Annotated in this window: 11 protein-coding genes and 1 tRNA gene; 7 read left to right on the top strand and 5 right to left on the bottom strand. The window is 76.0% G+C overall.

Translation table 11 applies throughout. The features are described 5' to 3' along the window. Positions 1-191 precede the first annotated feature (191 nt). Both ABZ457_RS23050 and ABZ457_RS23045 read right to left on the bottom strand, forming a co-directional pair. Entirely contained in the window at positions 192-2,069 is a 1,878-nt protein-coding gene (locus tag ABZ457_RS23050) for a TerD family protein (protein ID WP_359160150.1), read from the bottom strand. A 217-nt stretch (positions 2,070-2,286) separates the two neighbouring features. Further along, positions 2,287-2,359: transfer RNA gene (locus tag ABZ457_RS23045), tRNA-Arg, on the bottom strand. Between the two features lie 314 nt (positions 2,360-2,673). Between ABZ457_RS23045 and ABZ457_RS23040 the strand changes: the two genes are divergently transcribed. The 7 genes from ABZ457_RS23040 to ABZ457_RS23010 all read left to right on the top strand — a co-directional run bounded on the left by ABZ457_RS23040 (position 2,674) and on the right by ABZ457_RS23010 (position 11,649). Next, the gene (locus tag ABZ457_RS23040) at positions 2,674-4,416 is read left to right on the top strand and encodes a GTPase domain-containing protein (RefSeq protein WP_359160168.1); all 1,743 of its coding nucleotides are present in this window, start codon (positions 2,674-2,676) and stop codon (positions 4,414-4,416) included. Positions 4,417-4,422: 6 nt separating this feature from the next. After that, positions 4,423-6,258, top strand: a complete 1,836-nt coding sequence (locus ABZ457_RS23035) for a GTP-binding protein (RefSeq protein WP_359160147.1) — start codon at positions 4,423-4,425, stop codon at positions 6,256-6,258. A 211-nt stretch (positions 6,259-6,469) separates the two neighbouring features. Next, positions 6,470-6,928, top strand: a complete 459-nt coding sequence (locus ABZ457_RS23030) for a single-stranded DNA-binding protein (protein ID WP_359160144.1) — start codon at positions 6,470-6,472, stop codon at positions 6,926-6,928. A gap of 346 nt (positions 6,929-7,274) precedes the next feature. Further along, a complete protein-coding gene (locus ABZ457_RS23025) occupies positions 7,275-8,621 on the top strand; it encodes a Cys-Gln thioester bond-forming surface protein (RefSeq protein WP_359160165.1) in 1,347 nt (448 codons plus the stop codon). 202 nt (positions 8,622-8,823) lie between these two features. After that, positions 8,824-10,488 (top strand): energy-dependent translational throttle protein EttA, encoded by a 1,665-nt coding sequence (gene ettA / locus ABZ457_RS23020; RefSeq protein WP_018846572.1) that lies wholly within the window; start codon positions 8,824-8,826, stop codon positions 10,486-10,488. A 7-nt stretch (positions 10,489-10,495) separates the two neighbouring features. After that, a complete protein-coding gene (locus tag ABZ457_RS23015; RefSeq protein WP_359160140.1) occupies positions 10,496-10,966 on the top strand; it encodes a thioesterase family protein in 471 nt (156 codons plus the stop codon). Between the two features lie 14 nt (positions 10,967-10,980). Next, entirely contained in the window at positions 10,981-11,649 is a 669-nt protein-coding gene (locus ABZ457_RS23010) for a hypothetical protein (protein WP_359160162.1), read from the top strand. Between the two features lie 205 nt (positions 11,650-11,854). Here the strand turns inward: ABZ457_RS23010 and ABZ457_RS23005 are convergent, their stop codons facing one another. From ABZ457_RS23005 to ABZ457_RS22995, 3 genes are all read right to left on the bottom strand, one after another. Continuing rightward, positions 11,855-12,814 carry an ABC transporter ATP-binding protein gene (locus tag ABZ457_RS23005; protein WP_359160137.1) on the bottom strand — a complete coding sequence of 320 codons (960 nt, stop codon included), beginning with the start codon at positions 12,812-12,814 and terminating at the stop codon, positions 11,855-11,857. Continuing rightward, positions 12,811-15,546, bottom strand: coding sequence for an ABC transporter permease (locus ABZ457_RS23000; RefSeq protein ID WP_359160134.1), 2,736 nt, complete (start codon positions 15,544-15,546; stop codon positions 12,811-12,813). The genes ABZ457_RS23005 and ABZ457_RS23000 overlap by 4 nt, the downstream gene beginning before the upstream one ends. 541 nt (positions 15,547-16,087) lie before the next feature. Continuing rightward, positions 16,088-19,432, bottom strand: coding sequence for an FtsX-like permease family protein (locus tag ABZ457_RS22995; protein ID WP_359160131.1), 3,345 nt, complete (start codon positions 19,430-19,432; stop codon positions 16,088-16,090). Between the last annotated feature and the right edge of the window lie 157 nt (positions 19,433-19,589).

The following is a 19,589-nucleotide window of genomic DNA, read 5'->3' as shown; positions in this document are numbered from 1 at the left end:
AACTCTTCCGGATAGGGCTTGGGCACAGCGACATCCTTCCCACCTGCCTCACAGGGCAAGCCAGTTCAGATGTCACCCGATCGTGCACCAGACCCGGACCCAGAGATCCGCGAGCAGCTCAGCGCGGGTGGGCGTCGGCCGAAGTAGCCGACACCCATCTGTTGCAGACAGCCCATTGCCCCGCCACCCCGCTACCCCTCCGCCACGTCGACCCCGTACCCCCGGGCCAGGTCCGCGAGGCCGTGTTCGTAGCCCTGGCCGACGGCGCGGAAGCGCCAGAGGGGGCCGCGGCGGTAGATCTCGCCGAGGATCAGGGTGCGTTCGGTGGTCGCCGCGTCGAGGGTCGCCTGGGCGAGGACGGCCGCGTCCGCGCCCGGGGCGGTGGTGATCTGGACGGCCCCGACCTCGCCGAAGGCGGCCTCGCCGTCGATCGCGGCGGCGACGACGACCTTGCGGGCCGCAGGCGGGAGGGCGGCCAGGTCGAGTGCGACCGTCTGCTCGGTGGGACCGTCGCACAGGAGGCGGACGCTGCCGTCGGGGCTCTCGGGCGCGCCGTAGAAGACGAAGTCCCCGTCGCAGGGGACCTGGTCCTCCTCGTCCACGACGAAGGCGACGAGGTCGATCTCGCAGTCCGTCCGCGCGGACCAGGAGGCGCCGACGTGCCATCCGGTGGCTGCCGGGAGGTCGATCACCCCGCCGCGGGGGAGGACGGCCCCGGACGGCTGCGCCTCCCGCGCGTCGCCGACCGGCGGGGGAGCGGGGGCGTCCAGAGCGGACAGCCAGTCGCCGTCGTGGACCGGTAGGCCGAGCGCGGTGACGCGGGCCATCCGGCGGTCGCGCTCGCCGCCCGGGAGCAGGACGACATCGGTGACCGTGGCCGAGAGGTTGATCGCGGCGGACCCGCCGAGCGCCACCACGCGGGTGCGGGCCGCGGCCGCCTCCTCGTGGCCGCCGCCGAGGACGAGGATCCGCCGCCTGCCGAACGGGCCGACGGGGCGGCGGGCTTCGGCGGCCCGGGGCTTCGGCACGGGCGCGGTCACGGCGTCCGCGCCGGGGGTGGTGGCCGTGGCGGCTGCGGCGGTCCGGTCCCGGGTGGCAGGCGGCTCCGCGGGCGCCTCCGCCCGCCCCTCGTGCGGCGTCCCCGGCTCCACGTCCGCCAGGAGCTTCAGAAAGGCGTGCTCGTCGACCACCGGGACGCCCTCGGCGAGCGCGCGGCGGGCCTTGGCCGAGCCGGAGACCGGGGAGTTGGTGACGAGCGCGCTGGTGTGCCGGCTCACCGAGCTCATCACGTTCAGTCCGGCGGCCGCCGACCGGGCCACCAGCTCGGCGCGGCCCGTCGCCGTCTCGCCGGTGATCGCGATCTTCATCCCCTGGACGAGCCGGCCCCCGTCCGGCAGCCGCCCGGGGTTCCGGTAGGCGCACGGCGTCTTCGGTGGCTGCGGCGCGAACTGCGGGTCCTGGCGGGGCGGGCAGGCGACCAGGGGCAGCGGCAGGTCGAGCCGCGCGGCCTCGGTCAGCGTCGCCCGGAGGATCCCGGCCAGCACCCGGGTGTCGTCCAGCGCGTCATGGGCGCGCGTCTGCGGGACGCCGTAGTGCGCGGCCAGCGACGCGAGGCTCATGTCGGCGGCGGGCGGGTCGACACGGCGGTTCAGCGCGAGGGTGCACAGTCGCTGGGCGACCGGCAGATACAGCCTGGCCCGGGCGAACTCGTGGGCCAGGAAGTCGTAGTCGAACTGCGCGTTGTGCGCCACCAGGACCCGGTCCTGGAGCAGGGCGCCGATCCGCCCCGCGACCTGCTCGAAGGTGGGCGCGCCGCGCAGCTTCTCGGCGGTCAGGCCGTGGACATGGACGGGCCCCGGGTCGCAGCCGGGATTCAGCAGGGTGGAGAACTCGCCGGTCCGCCGCCCGTCCGGCCCGACGGTCACCACGGCGACGGAGAGGATCCGGTCGCGCCGGGCGACCAGCCCGGAGGTCTCGACGTCGACCAGGGCCCAGTCGAGGGCGTAGTCGGACGGCGGTTGCGCGGTGGACGGCAGGGGAGCGGTGGGCGGCGCGGCTTCGGCGGGCATAGCGGAAGGATGATCCGGTCCAGGCACCCACAACAACCGGAATGGCGAATTATCCGCCTTGCTTCCCGGATCGTGGACCGCCGGAGCGGCCGCCCCCCGCCCCTCGTGCCCGCCCCTTACGCCCCCACTACGCCCCACCCGCTAACGTCCGACCAGCAGGCGAAAGGCCCTCCCGGTGGGGGAGGGCCCGAAGGTGGTGCGTGGTGCGCGGTGTGTGCGCCCCCGGCAGGACTCGAACCTGCGGCCAAGCGCTTAGAAGGCGCCTGCTCTATCCACTGAGCTACGGGGGCCGGTGACGGCCGGGTGGCCTGGAGCCCCCCTCGGGCGGTCCTGGACCGTGCCGGGCACAAGGATAGGGCTCCGATCCCCTTGGCCTGGTTGCTTCACCTGCGTGGCACGATGTGGAGGTTCGGTGAAGCGAACCGATAATCGCAGGCAGGCGTGATTCGCGCATCGCTTTTGGCCCCTCGCGCGGCGGGTGTTGTGCACTCGTTATGCCTGCGTCCCACTCGTCCCCTCTGTCCTCTCCGTCCGATCGGCGCGCAGAGATGCCCATACGCTTCAAAAAGGCTCCAAAATTGGGCATTCTTCGCTTGTGGTGACCTTGGATGCACGGCCTCAGCTCATCGACGCACTCTCCGCCCTGCGCGACCGTGTCGCCGCCGTGCGTCTGCCGCTCCCCCTGCTCGGCGCTTCACGGGCACGGCAGACGCGTACGGAGCTGCTCGCGCAGCTCGACGACTATCTGGTTCCACGGCTCAAGGAACCGGAGGCGCCCCTGCTCGCCGTCATCGGCGGGTCGACCGGCGCGGGCAAGTCCACCCTCGTCAACTCCCTTGTCGGCAGGCGGGTCAGCGAGGCCGGGGTGCTCCGGCCCACGACCCGTACACCGGTGCTCGTCTGCCACCCGGACGACCACCACTGGTTCGCCGGGATCCGGGTGCTTCCCCAGCTGACCCGGGTCTGGATGCCGCCGCGGGACGAGACCGGCGAGGACGACGACCCCACGGCCGCACGGGGGCAGGCCGCGCGGGCGAAGAGCGCCACCGGGGTGGGAGCGCGGGCAGGAGCGGCCGCCGGCCCGAGAGGCACCGGCCGCGCCCCCGGCCGGGCGACCCCCGGCAGCCCCGGCGCCCTCGGCCGCACCCCCGGCGCCCCCGCTGGTGAGACGTTCCTGCGGATCGAGACCGCCGCCGGCCTCCCCCGTGGCCTCGCCCTGCTCGACGCCCCCACCGTCGACTCCCTCGTGGTCGAGAACCGCGTCCTCGCCGCCGAGTTGATCTGCGCCGCCGACGTCTGGGTGATGGTCACGACCGCCTCCCGCTACGCCGACGCCGTCCCCTGGCACCTGCTGCGCACCGCGAAGGAGTACCAGGCGACCCTGGTCACCGTCCTGGACCGGGTGCCCCACCAGCTCGTCGACGAGGTGTCACGGCAGTACGCGGCGCTGCTCACCAAGGCCGGTCTCGGGCACGTCCCCCGGTTCACCGTCCCCGAACTGCCCGAGTCCGCGGGCGGCGGCAACGGGCTGCTGCCCACCACCGCCGTCGCGCCGCTGCTCGCCTGGCTCGCCCACCGCGCCCAGGACCCGGCCGCCCGCCAGCAGGCCCTCGGGCGCACCGCGAGCGGCGTCCTCGACTCCCTCCGGTCCCGGATGCCCGAGCTGGCGAGCGCCGTCGCCGCCCAGCACGCCGCCGCCGTACGGCTCACGGGAGCCGTGGAGGAGGCGTACGAGGCGCAGCGGACCCGGGTCCGCAACCGGCTGCGCGCCGGGGCCGTGCTCGCGGGCGACGCGCGCCCCCGCTGGCGCGGCCACCCCCGCGACAGCACCGCGGGCGAACTCCTGGACGCCCTGGTGGCGAGCCTGTCCGCGCTGCTCCAGTGCGCGGTGGCCGCCGCCGACGAGCAGGTCCGCCAGGCCTGGGGGCGCGAGCCCGCCTCCGCCGCCCTCGCCGGGCAGGGGCGGGCCGACCTGGAGAGCGCCGAGCGCATCGGGATCGCCGTCCGGCGCTGGCGGCGGGTCCTGGAGGAGCTGGCGGAGGAGGAGGTGCGGGGCATGGAGCGCAACGCGGCCCCCGACCCGGAGACCGTCGCCGCCCTCCTCGCCACCGCCCTCCTCGGCGGCCGGCGCGCCCGCGGCGCGGGGGAGCGGCTGGCCGAACGCATCGGCGCCCAGGGCGCGCTGCGCCTGCGGGACAAGGGCGGGGAGCTGGTCACCGTGACCATCGACGAGGTGCTGCACAGCGAACGGGACCGCAGGCTCGCCCCCCTCGACGCCCTTGAGGTGACGCCCGAGCCGCAGGCCGAGCTGATCGCCGCGCTGTCCCTACTGCAGAAGGAGAGGTGAGTGCGGGTGACCGCCATCACCGACGACCAGAACGAGACCGGTGACCGCTGGGACGACGGGGTGATCGCCCGCAGGGCCGAGGCGAAGAACGGGCCCGAGGACTTCACCGGCCCGGAAGCCGGGGACGACGCCGACGACGACACCGGCGGCTCGGGCGGCCCCGACGAGGACGCGGCCCGGGACGAGGACGCCCGCGCGGACGCGTACGGCGGCCCTCTGCGGCACCGGCTGGACGCCCTGCGCGACCTCCTCGGACTCTCCCAGGCCCGGCTCGACGGCCGGACCCTCGCGGAGGCGGGCCGGGTCCTCGACGAGGCGGCCACCCGCCGCCGCCTCTCCTCGCGGCACACCGTCGTCGCCGTCGCCGGGGCGACCGGAAGCGGCAAGTCCGCCCTCTTCAACGCCCTCGCCGGGGTGCGTATCTCGGAGACGGGCCTGCGCCGGCCGACCACCTCGGCGCCCATCGCCTGCACCTGGTCGGAGGGCGCGGCCGGGCTGCTGGACCGGCTCGCGGTGCCGGGGCGGCTGCGCCGCAGGCCGCTCGCGGGCGGCGACGGCGACGAGCAGCTCCAGGGGCTGGTCCTGATCGACCTGCCCGACCACGACTCGGCCGTCGTCCGCCACCGGGAGCAGGTCGACCGGGTGCTCGCCCTGGTCGACGCGGTCATCTGGGTGGTGGACCCGGAGAAGTACGCCGACGCCGCCCTGCACGAGCGCTATCTGCGGCCGCTCGCGGGCCACGCGGAGGTCACCTTCGTGGTGCTCAACCAGATCGACCGGCTGCCAGGCGAGGCCGCCGACCAGGTCCTCGACGACCTGCGCCGGCTCCTCGACGAGGACGGCATGGCGCTGGGGGAGCACGGCGAGCCGGGCGCCACGGTGCTGCCGGTCTCCGCGCTGACCGGCGAAGGGGTCCCCGAACTGCGCGAGATGCTGGGCGCGTTCGTCCAGGAGCGGGACGCCGCGGCCCGCCGCCTCTCCGCCGACGTCGACGCGGCCGCGCGGCGGCTGCGCGCGGTGTACGTGGCGGAGGGCCGGACCGGGCTGGACGAGCGGGCCCGCCAGGACTTCTCCGCCCGGCTCGCGGACGCGGTCGGCGCGACGGCGGCCGGGGAGGCGGCGGAACGCGAGTGGCGCCGGAACGCCGGGCGTGCGTGCGGAACTCCGTGGCTGCGGCTGTGGCGCTGGTACGAGCGCACCCGGATGCCCGGGGCGGCCTCCCTCCAGCCGCCACCGCCCGCCGAGGACGAACTCACCGCCCGGCAGCGGGTGGAGCAGGCGGTGCGCACGGTCGCCGACGAGGCGGCGAGCGGGCTGCCGGCGCCGTGGGCGCAGGCCGTGCGGGAGGCCGCGGCCCGGGGCGCGGAAGGACTCCCGGAGGCGCTGGACGAACTGGCGGTGCGCGAGGCGGCGGCGGTCAGCGGGCGTCCGCAGCGCCCCAAGTGGTGGCCGGCGGCCGTGCTGGCGCAGGCGGCGATGACCCTCCTTCAGATCTTCGGCGGGCTGTGGCTCGCCGGGCAGATCGTGGGGGTGCTGGAGCCCGGACTGCTGCCGCCGGTGCTGGTGATGCTGGCCGGGATCATCGGCGGTCCGTTCGTGGAGTGGGCCTGCGCGGCGGCCTCGCGAGGGCCCGCCCGGCGCTACGGGCAGGACGTGCGGCGCCGGCTCCACGAGGCGGCCGCGGACTGCGGGCGGGCCCGGGTGCTGGACCCGGTCTCGGCGGAACTCATGCGCTACCGCGAGGTGCGCGAGCGGTACTCGGCGGTCTCGGGAGCGGGCCGGACGGGCGGTCCCGGTGCGTCCGGGGGCGGCCGGGGCAGGGTCCGCAGCCGGGTCGGGTGAACCGGGTCGGGTGAACGTCGGTGAACAAGGAGAGCTTCGCGCCGGTCCACCGGATCGGGTGAGGGAGTTGTCCACAGTGCCGGGGCCCTCCACAGGCCCCGGCACAGTCGTGCCGTCCGCGCCAGGATGGATTCCGGCACCGCGGCCGCCCCGCCCGCAAGGGGCGTCCGGCCGCGGGCCGTTGGGTCCGACGCACGGGGAGGCACGGAAGATGAACGACACCTTGGTGACGGTGGTGGGGAATGTCGCCACGAATGTGGAGTACCGGGAAACGGCCGGCGGGGGTATGGCGCGATTCCGTTTCGCGGTGCCCCAACGGCGCTGGGACCGGCGCAGCGGCAACTGGACGGACGGGCCGACGAGCTTCTACACGGTGTTCGCCTGGCGTTCGCTGGCGTTGAATCTGTCCGGTTCCGTTTCGGTCGGCGAGCCGCTGGTGGTGCACGGCCGGCTGAAAGTCCGTGAGGAGGAGACGGACGGCAGACGGCGTACTTTCGTGGACATCGACGCCGTCGCGGCCGGCCACGACCTGACCCGGGGGACGGCGGCGTTCCGGCGTGTGACGAGGGGTGATCCCAGCGTGACCGCCGGTCGGACGGGTGCCGGGGAGGGATCCGCGGCGGCGTCCGGGGAGGTCCAGGGGAGGGAGCCGGCGGCCGCCGCCAACTGAAGGACGGGCGTGTTGATTTGTCGACCTGGTTTGTGAAAATCGGACGGATGGGGAAAGTCCGGTCGCCGCGGATAACGATTCCGATTCGGAATGGTTGTGTGATGGTAGGACGGGGGACCGGGCCGCATTCCGTCCATAGGATTCCCGCGTGCTCACGGGGCACTTGAGACTGCTGGCGAGACTCTCCCACCACGCATCACGTGTGAGCGCATCCGCGCGTATCCATGCGAAGTCTCGCCCGGAGGGGAATTCTGTGTTTGCTCTTTTCTCTGCGTCCGCCGCGACCAGGCGGCGCACCGCCGGTCGGCGGATAGCCGCCGCGGCCGCCACGGCCGGACTGCTGGCCATGGGCACCCTCGCCGGTGCGGGTAACGCCGCCGCCGACGAGCCCACCCAGCACCAGGGGGGCGCCGTCGCCACCCTGGACGGGCTGAAGACCTACGACTCGGCCCGCCTGGACCTCGGCAACGGCAAGACCAAGAAGATCGCCGCGGGTCTGTTCGAGATGAGCGTCGAGGGCGGCGGCCGCCTGAAGACGTACTGCATCGACATCCACAACCCGACGCAGGACAAGGCGAAGTACCTGGAGACCCCCTGGGCCCAGACCTCGCTCGGCGCCAACGAGAACGCGGGCCGCATCCTGTGGATCCTGCAGAACTCGTACCCGCAGGTCGACGACCTGGCCGGGCTGGCCGGCAAGGCCGGCACCGGCCCGCTGACCGAGAAGACCGCCGCGGCGGGCACCCAGGTGGCCATCTGGCGCTTCTCGGACAACGCCACCGTCGAGGCCTCCGACCCGCAGGCGGAGAAGCTCGCCGACTGGCTGCAGGAGAAGGCCGAGAACCTCCAGGAGCCGAAGACCTCGCTGACCCTGGAGCCCAACGCGGTCTCCGGCAAGGCGGGCAGCAAGCTCGGCCCGGTCACCGTGCGCACCAACGCCGGCCAGGTCTCCGTCGCCGCCCCGGCCGCCGCGGCCGCCGGCGTCAAGGTGACCGACAAGGACGGCAAGGCGGTCACCTCGGCGACCGACGGCACCGAGCTGTACTTCGACGTCCCGGAGGGCACCGCCGACGGTTCGGCCACCCTGTCGGTCGAGGCCACCACCTCGGTCCCGGTCGGCCGCGCCTTCGCCAGCGCCAGCAAGAGCCAGACGCAGATCCTCGCCGGCTCCAGCGACTCCACGGTCTCGGCCAACGCGACCGCGAACTGGGCCACCAAGGGCGCCATCCCGTCGGTCACGGCGGAGAAGAACTGCGCCAAGGGCGGCGTCGACGTCACGGCGGGCAACGAGGGCGACACCCCGTTCACCTTCGAGCTCGCGGGCATCAAGCACACCATCGGTGCGGGCGAGTCCAAGACGGTGACCGTCCCGGTCGCCGAGGACCAGGCGTACGACTTCACCATCACCGGCCCGAACGGCTTCTCGGAGCGCTTCCAGGGCGTCCTCGACTGCAAGACGCAGGGCACCCCGGCGCCGGAGACCCCGGACGAGGAGGAGACCCCCTCCTCCGAGCCGAGCCCGGCCACGGCCGGCGGCTCCTCCGAGGGCACGACCGGTGGCGAGGGCGACCTCGCGGCCACCGGCGGCTCCAGCGCGACGCCGATGATCGCGGGCATCGCGGTGGTCCTCGTCGTCGCGGGCGGCGCGGCGATGTTCATCCTGCGCAAGAAGAAGGCGGTCGCCGGAGAGTGACCGGCCGCTGACACGGCGGACGGGCCCGGTACGCGCACCGCGTACCGGGCCCGTCCCTGTTCCCGGACCCCGCCGCCCCGGCCGCCCGCGGGCCCGGGCCCGCGGCCGGCGGCCGGTCGTGGTACCCGCGGTTTTCACCCAGGCCGCGCCGTACGGCAAGATGGGTGTATCTGCCCACCCACTGCTTGCCGGACGGTTTCTCTTGGCTGAGTACATCTACACGATGCGCAAGACGCGCAAGGCGCACGGCGACAAGGTCATCCTCGATGACGTGACGCTGAGCTTCCTGCCCGGTGCGAAGATCGGTGTGGTCGGCCCCAACGGCGCCGGTAAGTCCACCGTGCTCAAGATCATGGCCGGCCTGGAGCAGCCGTCCAACGGCGACGCCTTCCTGTCGCCCGGCTACACGGTCGGCATCCTCCTCCAGGAGCCCCCGCTCGACGAGGACAAGACCGTCCTGGAGAACGTCCAGCTCGGCGTCGCCGAGGTCAAGGGCAAGCTCGACCGGTTCAACGCCATCGCCGAGGAGATGGCCACGAACTACACGGACGAGCTGATGGAGGAGATGGGCAAGCTCCAGGAGGAGCTGGACCACGCCAACGCCTGGGACCTGGACGCCCAGCTGGAGCAGGCGATGGACGCCCTCGGCTGCCCGCCCGCCGACTGGCCCGTCACCAACCTCTCCGGTGGTGAGAAGCGCCGCGTCGCCCTCTGCAAGCTGCTGCTGGAGGCGCCCGACCTGCTCCTCCTCGACGAGCCCACCAACCACCTGGACGCCGAGTCCGTCCAGTGGCTGGAGGCGCACCTCGCCAAGTACGCCGGCACCGTCGTCGCCATCACCCACGACCGGTACTTCCTCGACAACGTGGCCGAGTGGATCCTGGAGCTCGACCGCGGCCGCGCCCACCCCTACGAGGGCAACTACTCCACCTACCTGGAGAACAAGGCCGCGCGCCTCAAGGTCGAGGGCCAGAAGGACGCCAAGCGCCAGAAGCGCCTCAAGGACGAGCTGGAGTGGGTCCGCTCCAACGCCAAGGGCCGGCAGGCCAAGTCCAAGGCCCGTCTCGCCCGTTACGAGGAGATGGCTGCCGAGGCCGACAAGATGCGGAAGCTGGACTTCGAGGAGATCCAGATCCCGCCGGGCCCGCGTCTGGGTTCCGTGGTCGTCGAGGTGAACAACCTCTCCAAGGCGTTCGGCGACAAGGTCCTCATCGACGACCTGTCCTTCACCCTGCCGCGCAACGGCATCGTCGGCGTCATCGGCCCGAACGGCGCCGGCAAGACCACCCTGTTCAAGATGATCCAGGGCCTGGAGACGCCGGACTCCGGCAGCATCAAGGTCGGCGAGACCGTCAAGATCTCCTACGTCGACCAGAGCCGCGCCAACATCGACCCCAAGAAGACGCTGTGGGCCGTCGTCTCCGACGAGCTGGACTACATCAACGTCGGCCAGGTCGAGATGCCGTCCCGCGCCTACGTCAGCGCCTTCGGCTTCAAGGGCCCGGACCAGCAGAAGCCGGCCGGTGTCCTGTCCGGCGGTGAGCGCAACCGCCTCAACCTGGCGCTCACCCTCAAGCAGGGCGGCAACCTGCTCCTCCTCGACGAGCCGACCAACGACCTCGACGTCGAGACCCTGTCCTCCCTGGAGAACGCGCTCCTCGACTTCCCCGGCGCGGCGGTGGTCGTCTCCCACGACCGCTGGTTCCTCGACCGGGTCGCCACGCACATCCTGGCGTACGAGGGCGAGTCCAAGTGGTTCTGGTTCGAGGGCAACTTCGAGTCCTACGAGAAGAACAAGATCGAGCGGCTCGGCCCGGACGCGGCGCGTCCGCACCGCGCCACCTACAAGAAGCTCACCCGGGGCTGAGCAGCCGATGGCCCGCCACATCTACCGCTGCCCCCTGCGCTGGTCGGACATGGACGCCTTCGGGCACGTCAACAACGTCGTCTTCCTGCGGTACCTGGAAGAGGCGCGGATCGACTTCATGTTCCGGCTGGCGCCGGGGGACGGCTCGCCGTCCTTCTCCGGCGGGTCGGTGGTCGCACGCCATGAGATCGACTACGTGCGCCCGCTGGTCCACCGCCACGAGCCCGTGGTGATCGAGTCCTGGGTCACCAAGATCACCGCGGCCTCGCTGACCATCGCGTACGAGGTCAAGGAGGAGAACGACCCGGCCACGGTCTATGTGCGGGCCGCCACGGTCGTGGTGCCCTTCGACCTGGCGGCTCAGCGGCCCCGCCGGATCAGCGCGGAGGAGAAGTCCTTCCTGCTGGAGTACCTCGACGAGGGCGCCGGCGCCCCGAAGGGGAAGGCCGAGCCCGCCGAGGACGCCGTCGCCGCATGACCCCGCCCGTGCCGATGCCCCTACCCGTGCAGAGCCTGCGCCTCGCCGACGCGAGGGAGGCGGACGATCTCGCCGCCTTCCTCGCCCGGCTGATCCACTACGACCGCGCCGCCGCGGTCCGGATGCAGGCCGGCGGGGGCGCGCTCGCGGTGTTCGGCCGGCCGCCGTCGTTCGAGGTGCTGGCCATCCGCACGGCGCGGCTGGCGGAGGCGGTCGCCTTCGACGTGACCGTGTCGGCGGGCGAACTCCTGGAGTCGCTGAGCGGCGCGGAGTGCGCCGTGCCCGGCGAGGTCACCGGCCCGCCGTGGGCCGGGGTCCTGCCGCCGCGCGGCGGCTGGCGCGAACTGCCCGGACTGCCGCAGGTCCGGGAGATGCGCGGCGCGGTGGCGGCGGCCGTCGCCGAGTTCCGCGCGCGGGACGAGGCACTGCCGGACGAACGGCGCACCCGGGCGGAACGGGACCGCATCGGCCGCGAGATCTGGTCCCGCACGGTCGGCGGCACGGGCCTGCCGCTGCGCGCCGTCCACGCGGCCCAGTCGCTGGGCTTCCTGCGGCCGGGCGTCCCCGTCGCCCTGCTGACCTCGGGCACATGGCTCCGCCTGCGCACCCCGTACGGCTCGGTCGCGCTGCGCACGGCCGACCCGTCGTCCGGCCTCGGCGGCCTGGCGGTCACCCCGCGCTGACGGGGCGCAGCTCGCGCCGGGCCCCGCTGACGGGGGGGCCGGTGGCGGTCGGGCCGGGCGCCCGGGGCACGCGGTTCGCGCCGTGCAGCGCGCCCCGACGCGGTCGCCCGGGGCCCACGGGACGTGCACCCGGTCCGGCGGTCCGGTCCGGTCCGGCGGCCCGGTCCGGTCCGGCGGCCCGGTCGGGTCAGGCGTCGCGGTCGGGTCAGGCGTCGCGGTCGTCGTCCGGCCAGACGCCGATGTGGTCCGGTTCCAGCTCCAGGGCGACGCGGTCGCGCATGCCGAGGGCGGCGGTGTAGTCCGCCGGCAACTGGAGGCGCCCGGCCCGGTCCAGCATCGCGTACTCGCGGGCCACCACCGACTCCTGCCCGGTCGCCGCGTCGACCTGCGTGCGGCGCAGGACCTCCGAGGAGGTGCGGCCGTCCCGGATGGCGACCGTGCGGCGGACCTCGTCCGCGACCGCCTGGTCGTGTGTGACGATCACGATCGTCGTGCCCAGCTCCTCGTTCGCCCGCCGGAACGCGGCGAAGACCTGCTCGCCCGTCGCCGAGTCCAGCTCGCCCGTCGGTTCGTCGGCCAGCAGCACCGAGGGGTTGTTCGCCAGGGACACCGCGATCGCCACCCGCTGCTGCTGGCCGCCGGAGAGCTGGGCCGGGCGGTGGTCCGCGTACGCGTCGACCCCCAGCATCCGCAGCAGCTCGTGCGCCCGCTCCGCCTTGGCGCGCCGCCCGCGCGGAGCGCCCCGGCCGCGCAGCTGCATCGGCAGGGCCACGTTCTGCACGGCGGTCAGATAGGGGAGGAGGTTGCGCGCGGTCTGCTGCCAGACGAAGCCGACGACCTCCCGCCGGTAGCGCAGCCGGGCCCCCGCGTCCATCGACAGCAGGTCGCGCCCGGCGACCCGGGCCGCGCCCGCCGTGGGCACGTCGAGGCCCGCGAGGATGTTCATCAGGGTCGACTTGCCGCTGCCCGACGCGCCGACCAGGGCCATCAGCTCGCCCTCCCGCACCAGCAGGTCCAGCCCCTGGAGGGCCTGCACCTCGACGCCGTCCGTGGAGAACACCCGCACCAGCCGGTCGCAGGTGATCAGGGCGTCGTGCCCGTAGGACGGGCGTTCGCGGCGGTCCGCGACGCGCCGTTCCAGGTCCGCGAGGGTCGTCTCGGTCATCGCATGTCTCCTGCCCTGAGTTCCTGCACGGATCCGCGCCGTCCTGCCCACCACGCCTGCACCCCGGCGACCGCGCCCGCCAGCAGCACCACGGCCGCCGCCGGTGCCCCCAGCGACCAGGCGTCCGCCCGCAGCGGCACGGAGCCGAGCGGGGCGACGCCCGGCGCGGCGGCCAGCGCCAGGCGCACCAGGTCCACCCCGGGCGCCAGCAGCACGATCGTCGCCCAGCCGGTGAGCACCCCGCCCGCGGCGGCGAGTGCGGCGGGCGGCAGCGCCTCGGCGGCCAGTAGCCGCCGGCCCTGCCGGGTGGTCAGCCCCATGGTCCGCAACCGGGCCAGCAGTACGGCCCGTTCGGGCGCCGACTGGAGCAGCGACAGCAGCAGTGCGAGGACCGCGTACCCGGCGCCCGCCGCGACGGCCGCCCCGTAGACGCGCTCCGCGCCCGCCTGGAGCGGTGAGTCGGTGAACGCGGCGCGGGCCTCGGACCGCAGCCGTACGGTCAGCTCGCCGTCCGCCGCGGGTCCGCCGCCCGCCTCCCGGGCCGCCGCGCGCAGGGCCGGGCCGTCCACCTCCGCGCCGGTCACCAGCAGGGCGGTGGGGGCGACGCGGGTGAGCCGGGAGCGGTCTACGATCACGAACTCGGCGGCGGTCACCGCCGGGGTCCGCTCCCGCACGGCCGCGACCTCGATCCGGAACTCGCCGGCCACCGCGTCGACCCGGTGCGCGCCCTCACCCAGGTACGCGGCGACCCCGGGCGTGACGACCGCCGGGACGGTGTCGTCGCCCGCCCCGGAGCGCAGGGCGTCCGCCGGGAACGCGCCGAGGTCCAGGGCGCGGGTGAGCGCGGCGTACGCGGCCGGGTCCACGGCGACCAGGGAGACGGCCGGCGGGTCGCCGACGCCGTCGCGCGGCGGCGGCAGGGTCAGCGCGTGCTCGATCTGCGCCGTGGTCACCGACCGCACCCCGGCCGCCTTCCGGACCGCCTCCTCCGCGCCCGGCGGCAGCGCCGTGGAGTCGCGCGGCCCGGTCACCCGGGCGTCCGCGCCGGTCGCCAGCAGGGCGGCCCGGGCCCGGGCGTCGTCGATCCCGGCGAGGACCGCGCCGCCGAACGCGGCCGTGCTCAGCGCCGCCAGCAGGGCCAGCAGGGGCAGCGCGCCCACCGCCGAGGCGCGCCCGGCGCGGGCGAGGGAGAGGAAGCCGACCGCGCCCCGCAGCCGGGCGGCCGGCCGCGCCGCCCAGCGCAGCGGCAGCGGGTACAGCCGCACCAGCACCAGGGCGGCGATCAGGGCGAGGAGGACGGGGGCGGCGCTGACCAGCAGGTCGCCCGCGTCGGAGGTGCCGCGCCGGCGCAGCGCGGTGACCGCGCCGACGGCGAGGACGAGGAGGGTCAGCTCGGCGACGGTCCGCCGCCGGCTCGGCCGGGCCGGCACCAGATCGCTCCGGCCACCGTGGGCGAGCGGTGTCCGGTGCCGGACCACCGCCCGCAGGGGCAGGGCGGCGCAGGCCACGGCGGCCACGGCGGTGGCGGCGAGGACGGCCTGTCCGGCCCGGGCGTCGGGGACGGCGGCGAGGGCGAGGGCGAGGCCGAGGCCCGCGGCGGGCACGGCGACCACGGCCGACTCGGCGAGCAGCCGCCCGCCGATGCCCGCGAGGGAGCCGCCGCGCGAGCGCAGCAGGGCGAGTTCGCTCTCCCGGCGGGCGGCGAACAGGCCGCCGGTCATCGCCAGCACCACCAGGGCGACCGTGCCGACGCCGACGGCGGCGACCGCGACGACCGGCGCGATCGCGGCGCGCATCGACGTGAACTCGGCGAGGAGGCCGTCGAGTTCGGTGGTCACCTCGGCGTTCTCGTCCACGGTCTCCCGCAGCCGGACCAGCCCGGGGCCGTCCTCCAGGGCGGCGATCCGCGCGGTCAGGGCGGGTACGTCGGCGGCGGTGAGGTTCGCGGTGGCGGGGGCGATCCGCCAGTAGGGGCGGGGCGCGCCCTGGGTGCCGAGGAGGGCGGGCGCCGCCTCCGGGGCGATCAGCAGGGCGGCCTTCCAGTAGGTCTGCGGGGTGGGGCCGGTGGTCGCCGCCATGCCGGGGGTGCGGAGCAGGGAGTTGGCCGACCAGTACGCGCCCTGCGGCGAGCGGGGCTCGACCAGTCCGGTGATCCGCACGGAGAGTTGGGCCTCGCCCGGGCCGCCGTCGCCGAGGTGGACGACCCGGCCGACCGTGATGTTCAGCGCCTTCGCGGTCGCGGGCGTGACGACGGCCTCGATCGCCTTGGTGCGGCCGGTGACCGTGCCGCGCACGGCGGGGAGGCGGCCCTCGACGACCTTGGCGTGCTCAGGGAGCCCGGCCTGCGCGGCGAGTGTCAGATGCGGGGGGACGGTCTCGGGTCTGGGGAGCCACCGGTCGGTGCCGAGCAGCGGCTCGGAGGTCTCCACACCGTGCGAGGACTCGGCGGCCACGGCCCGCAGCGGGTCGGCCGGCATGGCGTGCACCCTGCGGTCGACCTCCGCGAGCGGCCCGGGCCGCAGGGCCGCCTCCCGCTCGGCATCGGGCAGCTGGATGCCCGGCCCCGGCGTGGACACCTGCACGGTGCTCCGCACAGCCGGCGCCCCGTCCACGGCGCTCCGCAGCCCATGGTTCTCGTACGCCTGGACGACCCGGGGGAACCCGGCCGCCAGAAACGCGGTGACCAGCACCAGCACGGCGAACGCGGCCCCGGCCCCGGGCGCGGTCCGCAACCGCGTCCCGACCCAGGGCGCGACGGCTCGCCGGGGGCGAACGCGTCCGACCGCGCTCCCTGCGCGGCCCGGGCCCGGCCCGGGGCGGGCGCCGTCCCCGCCTGCGGCGGCGTCGCGGCGGTCGCCGGGCGCGTGCCCGGGACCGGGGGCGTCGGGACGGTCTGCCCGGCCGTCGGGAACGGCCGTCGGGGCCGCGTCGGCCGGGCCCGGTGGGGTACGCGCAGGGTCGGCGCCGTCGCCGGTCGCCATCGCATCGGCGGGGCGGGCGCCGGGCGTGGGGTTCGCACCGGCTCCGTCGGCACCGGCGGCCCGCGCGCAGGGTCCGCCCGGGCGGTGGCCCTGCCGGCCGGAGTCGGCGTCCCCGCCTGCGGCGGCGTCGCGGCGGGCGGGCCCGGCGGAAGGAGCGCCTGCGGTGCCGCCCGCAGGGCCGCTCCGGCGGGCGGCCGGGTCCCCGGCGGGGCGCGGGCCCGGCTCGGCGGCGGGGCGGCCGGGCTCCGGGTGCGGCTCCGGAGCAGGGGTGGTGGGTGGGTGGGCGGTCATGTCAGGTGTCCCCCTGGTGGCGCAGGGTCACCGTCGGGTCCGCCCGGCGGAGGGCGAGGGCGGTGACGGTGAGGAGGGGCAGGGCGGCGACGGCGGTGAGCAGGAGGGCCACGCGGGCGAGGGGGAGTTCGACGAGGACGGGCGGGACGGGCCGGGTCGCCCGGCCGGTGAGGACGATCAGCGGGACCACCGCGCGGGTCAGCAGGGTGCCCAGGGCGACCCCGACCAGCAGGGCGAGCGTCAGCAGGACGCCCTGTTCCGCCGCCACCAGCCGGGCGAGGCGGCGCCGGGGCGTGCCCAGCGCGCGCAGGACCGCGAACTCCGCCGAGCGTTCGCGCAGCGAACCCGCCGCGCTCACCGCGAAGCCGACCGCCGCCAGCGCGGCGGCCACCGCCGCGACCGCCACCAGGGCCGCGCGGGGGCCCGCGCCGAGCGGGTCGTCCAGGAGTTCCGCCGCGTCCTCGTCGCGGACGAGGACCCGCGCGCCGTCCGCCTCCGCCCCGGCCCGCAGCGCGGCCGCGACCTTCCCCGCCTCGCCCGGGCCGGTGTGCAGCCACCACTCGGAGGGCGTGAGCGAGCCGCCGCCGCGCGCGAGCACCTCGTTCACCGTCCGGAAGTCGATCAGCAGCGCCCCGCCGTCCCGGGCCGACTCCTCGGCGCCCGTGGCGCCGGTCGTCGGCAGCCGGCGGACCGTGTCGACCACGGTGACCCGCAGGTCCTGCCCGCCGAAGGTGACGTCCACGCTCTCCCCGCGCGCGGCCCCGGACGCGGCAAGGAACGCGTCCGTGGCCACCGCCGGGATCTCGCGGGCCGCGCGCGGCCGGGCCGCCGCGACCTCGACGGCGAAGTCCGGGGCCGCCGCCGTGAAGCCCCACTGGTCGGTGCCGGCGGGCGCCGGGCGGATGTCGTAGGCGACGCTCAGCGACGCCCCGCCGCGCGGCCCGGCCCGCAGCCTCACGGGCTCCCCGGCGGCCTCGACGCCCATGCTCTCGGTGTAGACGCCGGTCCAGGCGAGCCCGCCCGGGACGGCGACCGGCCGAGGCGACCCGGACCCGCCCGCCGCGCGCACGCCCTCCACCGTCAGCCGGTGCCGCTCGGCGGCCTCGGGCACGGCCGTGTCCAGCAGCCGCAGCCCGGTCAGGGCGAGCGGCCCGGCGGGTGCGCCACGGTCCCCGGAGGGGGTCGCGTCCAGGGCCAGCGTCACCGTGTGCGTCCGCCCGTCGACCGGGACGGTCCCGGCGGACATCCGGTGGGCGATGCCGTAGCGGTCCTCGAACACGGCCACCACCCCGGCCCGGATCCCCGACGGGGACACGCCGCGCGGCGCGCCCTCCGCGGTGATCCGGAGGTCCAGGACGGCACTGCGGGCGCCCTCCGGCAGCGGCAGCCCCGGCCGGGCCGCCGCCTTCGGGCGCAGCGCGGCGAGGACGTCCGCCGGGGCGCGGTCCGCGAGGTCTCCGCGCATCAGCAGGTGCTCGCCCGCCCCGGCGGTGTCCAGGGCCAGCACCGTCGCGGTGTGGTTCCCGGACAGGTTCACGGGCGCCCGGACGGCGGGCGCGGCAGCCCGCACCCCCGGCAGCGCCCCGTACCGCCCCGCGTCCCCCGGCCCGCCCGGACCGGTGTCCACGACCCGTACGGAGGACCCGGACCGGAAGTCCGCCTGGTCCTGCTGCGAACGGTCCCACGAGGCGCTCTGCCCGATGGCGAGCATGCCCATGGCCACCGCCAGGACCAGCAGTAGCACCGGGCCCGCCCCGCGCAGCGGCCGGCGGCTGAGCTGCCACCCGGCGAGCGCGGTCGCCAGACCCCGGCCGCGCGCGGCCCGCCGCTCCGCCAGCCGGGCCACGGGAGGCAGCAGACGCAGCGTCAGGACCGTGCCCGCGAGCAGGGCCAGCGCCGGGGCGGCCACCAGCAGCGGGTCCACCCCGAGGTCGCCCTCCCGGTCGCCGCTGAGCGCCCCGCCGCCCGATGCCCCGGTCTGCCGGTCCAGTTGCCAGAACGCCACTCCCGCGATCGCCAGCAGCGCCAGGTCCCCGCCCGCCCGGACCGCGCCCGGCAGCGCCCGCCCCCGGGCCCGGCGCAGGACCCCGCCCTCACCGGCGGAACCGGCGGAGAGGGCCGGTGCCACCACGGCCGCCGCGCAGCACACCGCGACGGCGAGGGCCACCAGCCACACCTGGGCGAGCGGCGGCTCGCCCAGCCGCAGTCCGCTGTCGCCGAGGACCGAGTGCGCGGCGAGCAGCCGGGTCAGCGGCCCGGCCAGCAGCGGCGCCGCGACCGCCGCCGGCAGCGCCAGCAGCAGCGCCTCCGCGGAGGCGAGCGCCGCGATCCGCCCCCGGGACGCGCCGCGCGCCCGCAGCAGCCCGGTCTCCCCGGCGCGTTCGCTGCTCAGCAGCCGTGCCACCAGCAGCAGGGTGTACCCGGCGAGCACGACCAGCTGGACGGCGACGATCAGCAGGGTGGAGCGGGCCACCAGCAGGGCGCGTTCGCTCTGGGCCAGGACCGTCGGCAGCCCGGTGGTCACCGTGGCGGAGCCCCCGAGGGCGGGCTCCTCGCCGAGCGCCTTCGCCCCCTCGGTGGCCGCCGTGTACAGGGCGCCGATCCGGTCGGTGGTCACGTCCCGGAAGTCCGCGCGGGCCAGCCACGCCTTCTCGCCCGCGGAGGTCCGGCCGGAGGCGAGGACGGCGGGGTCGGCGAGCAGTGGTCCGTAGGTCGTGAAGACGGCCGTGCGCACACCCCGGCCGCCGAGGGGGTCGAGCCGCCAGTACGGGTCCTCCGGGTCGGCGGCCCGGTAGACGCCGGTGACCTCCACCCGCAGCGGCTCGTCGCCGAGCCGGTCGGTGAGGGTCAGGACGGTGCCGGGCGCCAGGCCCAGGAGTTCGGCCGCGGGCTCCGGCACCGCGACCGGCACCGGCCGGCCACCGGCGGCCGGCCCGGGCAGCCGTCCGGCCACGGCCGTCACCCGGCCGGGGTCGACGGCGGCGAGGTGGGTGAGGTCCGGTTCGCCCTTGCGGGCCTCGGGGCTCTGGAGGGAACGCGGCAGCGCGTACGCCCCGGACCGCTCCAGCGAGCGGACGGTGACCGGCAGCCCGCCGAAGGCGGCCCGCGCCCCGCGCGCCACGGCCTCGTCGGCGGCCTCGCGCTCCTTGGGGGTCCGGGCACCGACGACCAGGGCGGTGGACGCGGCCTCGCGGGTGCCGAGGGTGTGGCGCAGCGCGGCGTCGCCGACCGAGCCGGAGAAGGCGGCCAGCGCGGAGAGCACGGCGGTGGTGAGGACGACGGCGAGCAGCGCGGCGGCCAGCAGCAGACGGTGCGCCCGGACGCGCAGCAGTACGAACCCCGTCACGTGTCCCCCACCCCGCCGGTCTCCCCCGAGTGATCCACCCCCGGGCGCCCTGCCGCGGACGCCGTCCCCGGATGCTTTCAGAGGGCACGGTGCCGGGGAAACCGCTTGCGGTCCGACCTTGACCCGATCGTGACCGTTATCCGGCGTGACGCGACCG

The organism is Streptomyces sp. NPDC005805, from assembly GCF_040630445.1.
In the GTDB taxonomy this organism is placed as follows: Bacteria; Actinomycetota; Actinomycetes; order Streptomycetales; family Streptomycetaceae; genus Streptomyces.
This window is presented reverse-complemented; position numbering and strand designations above follow the sequence as displayed.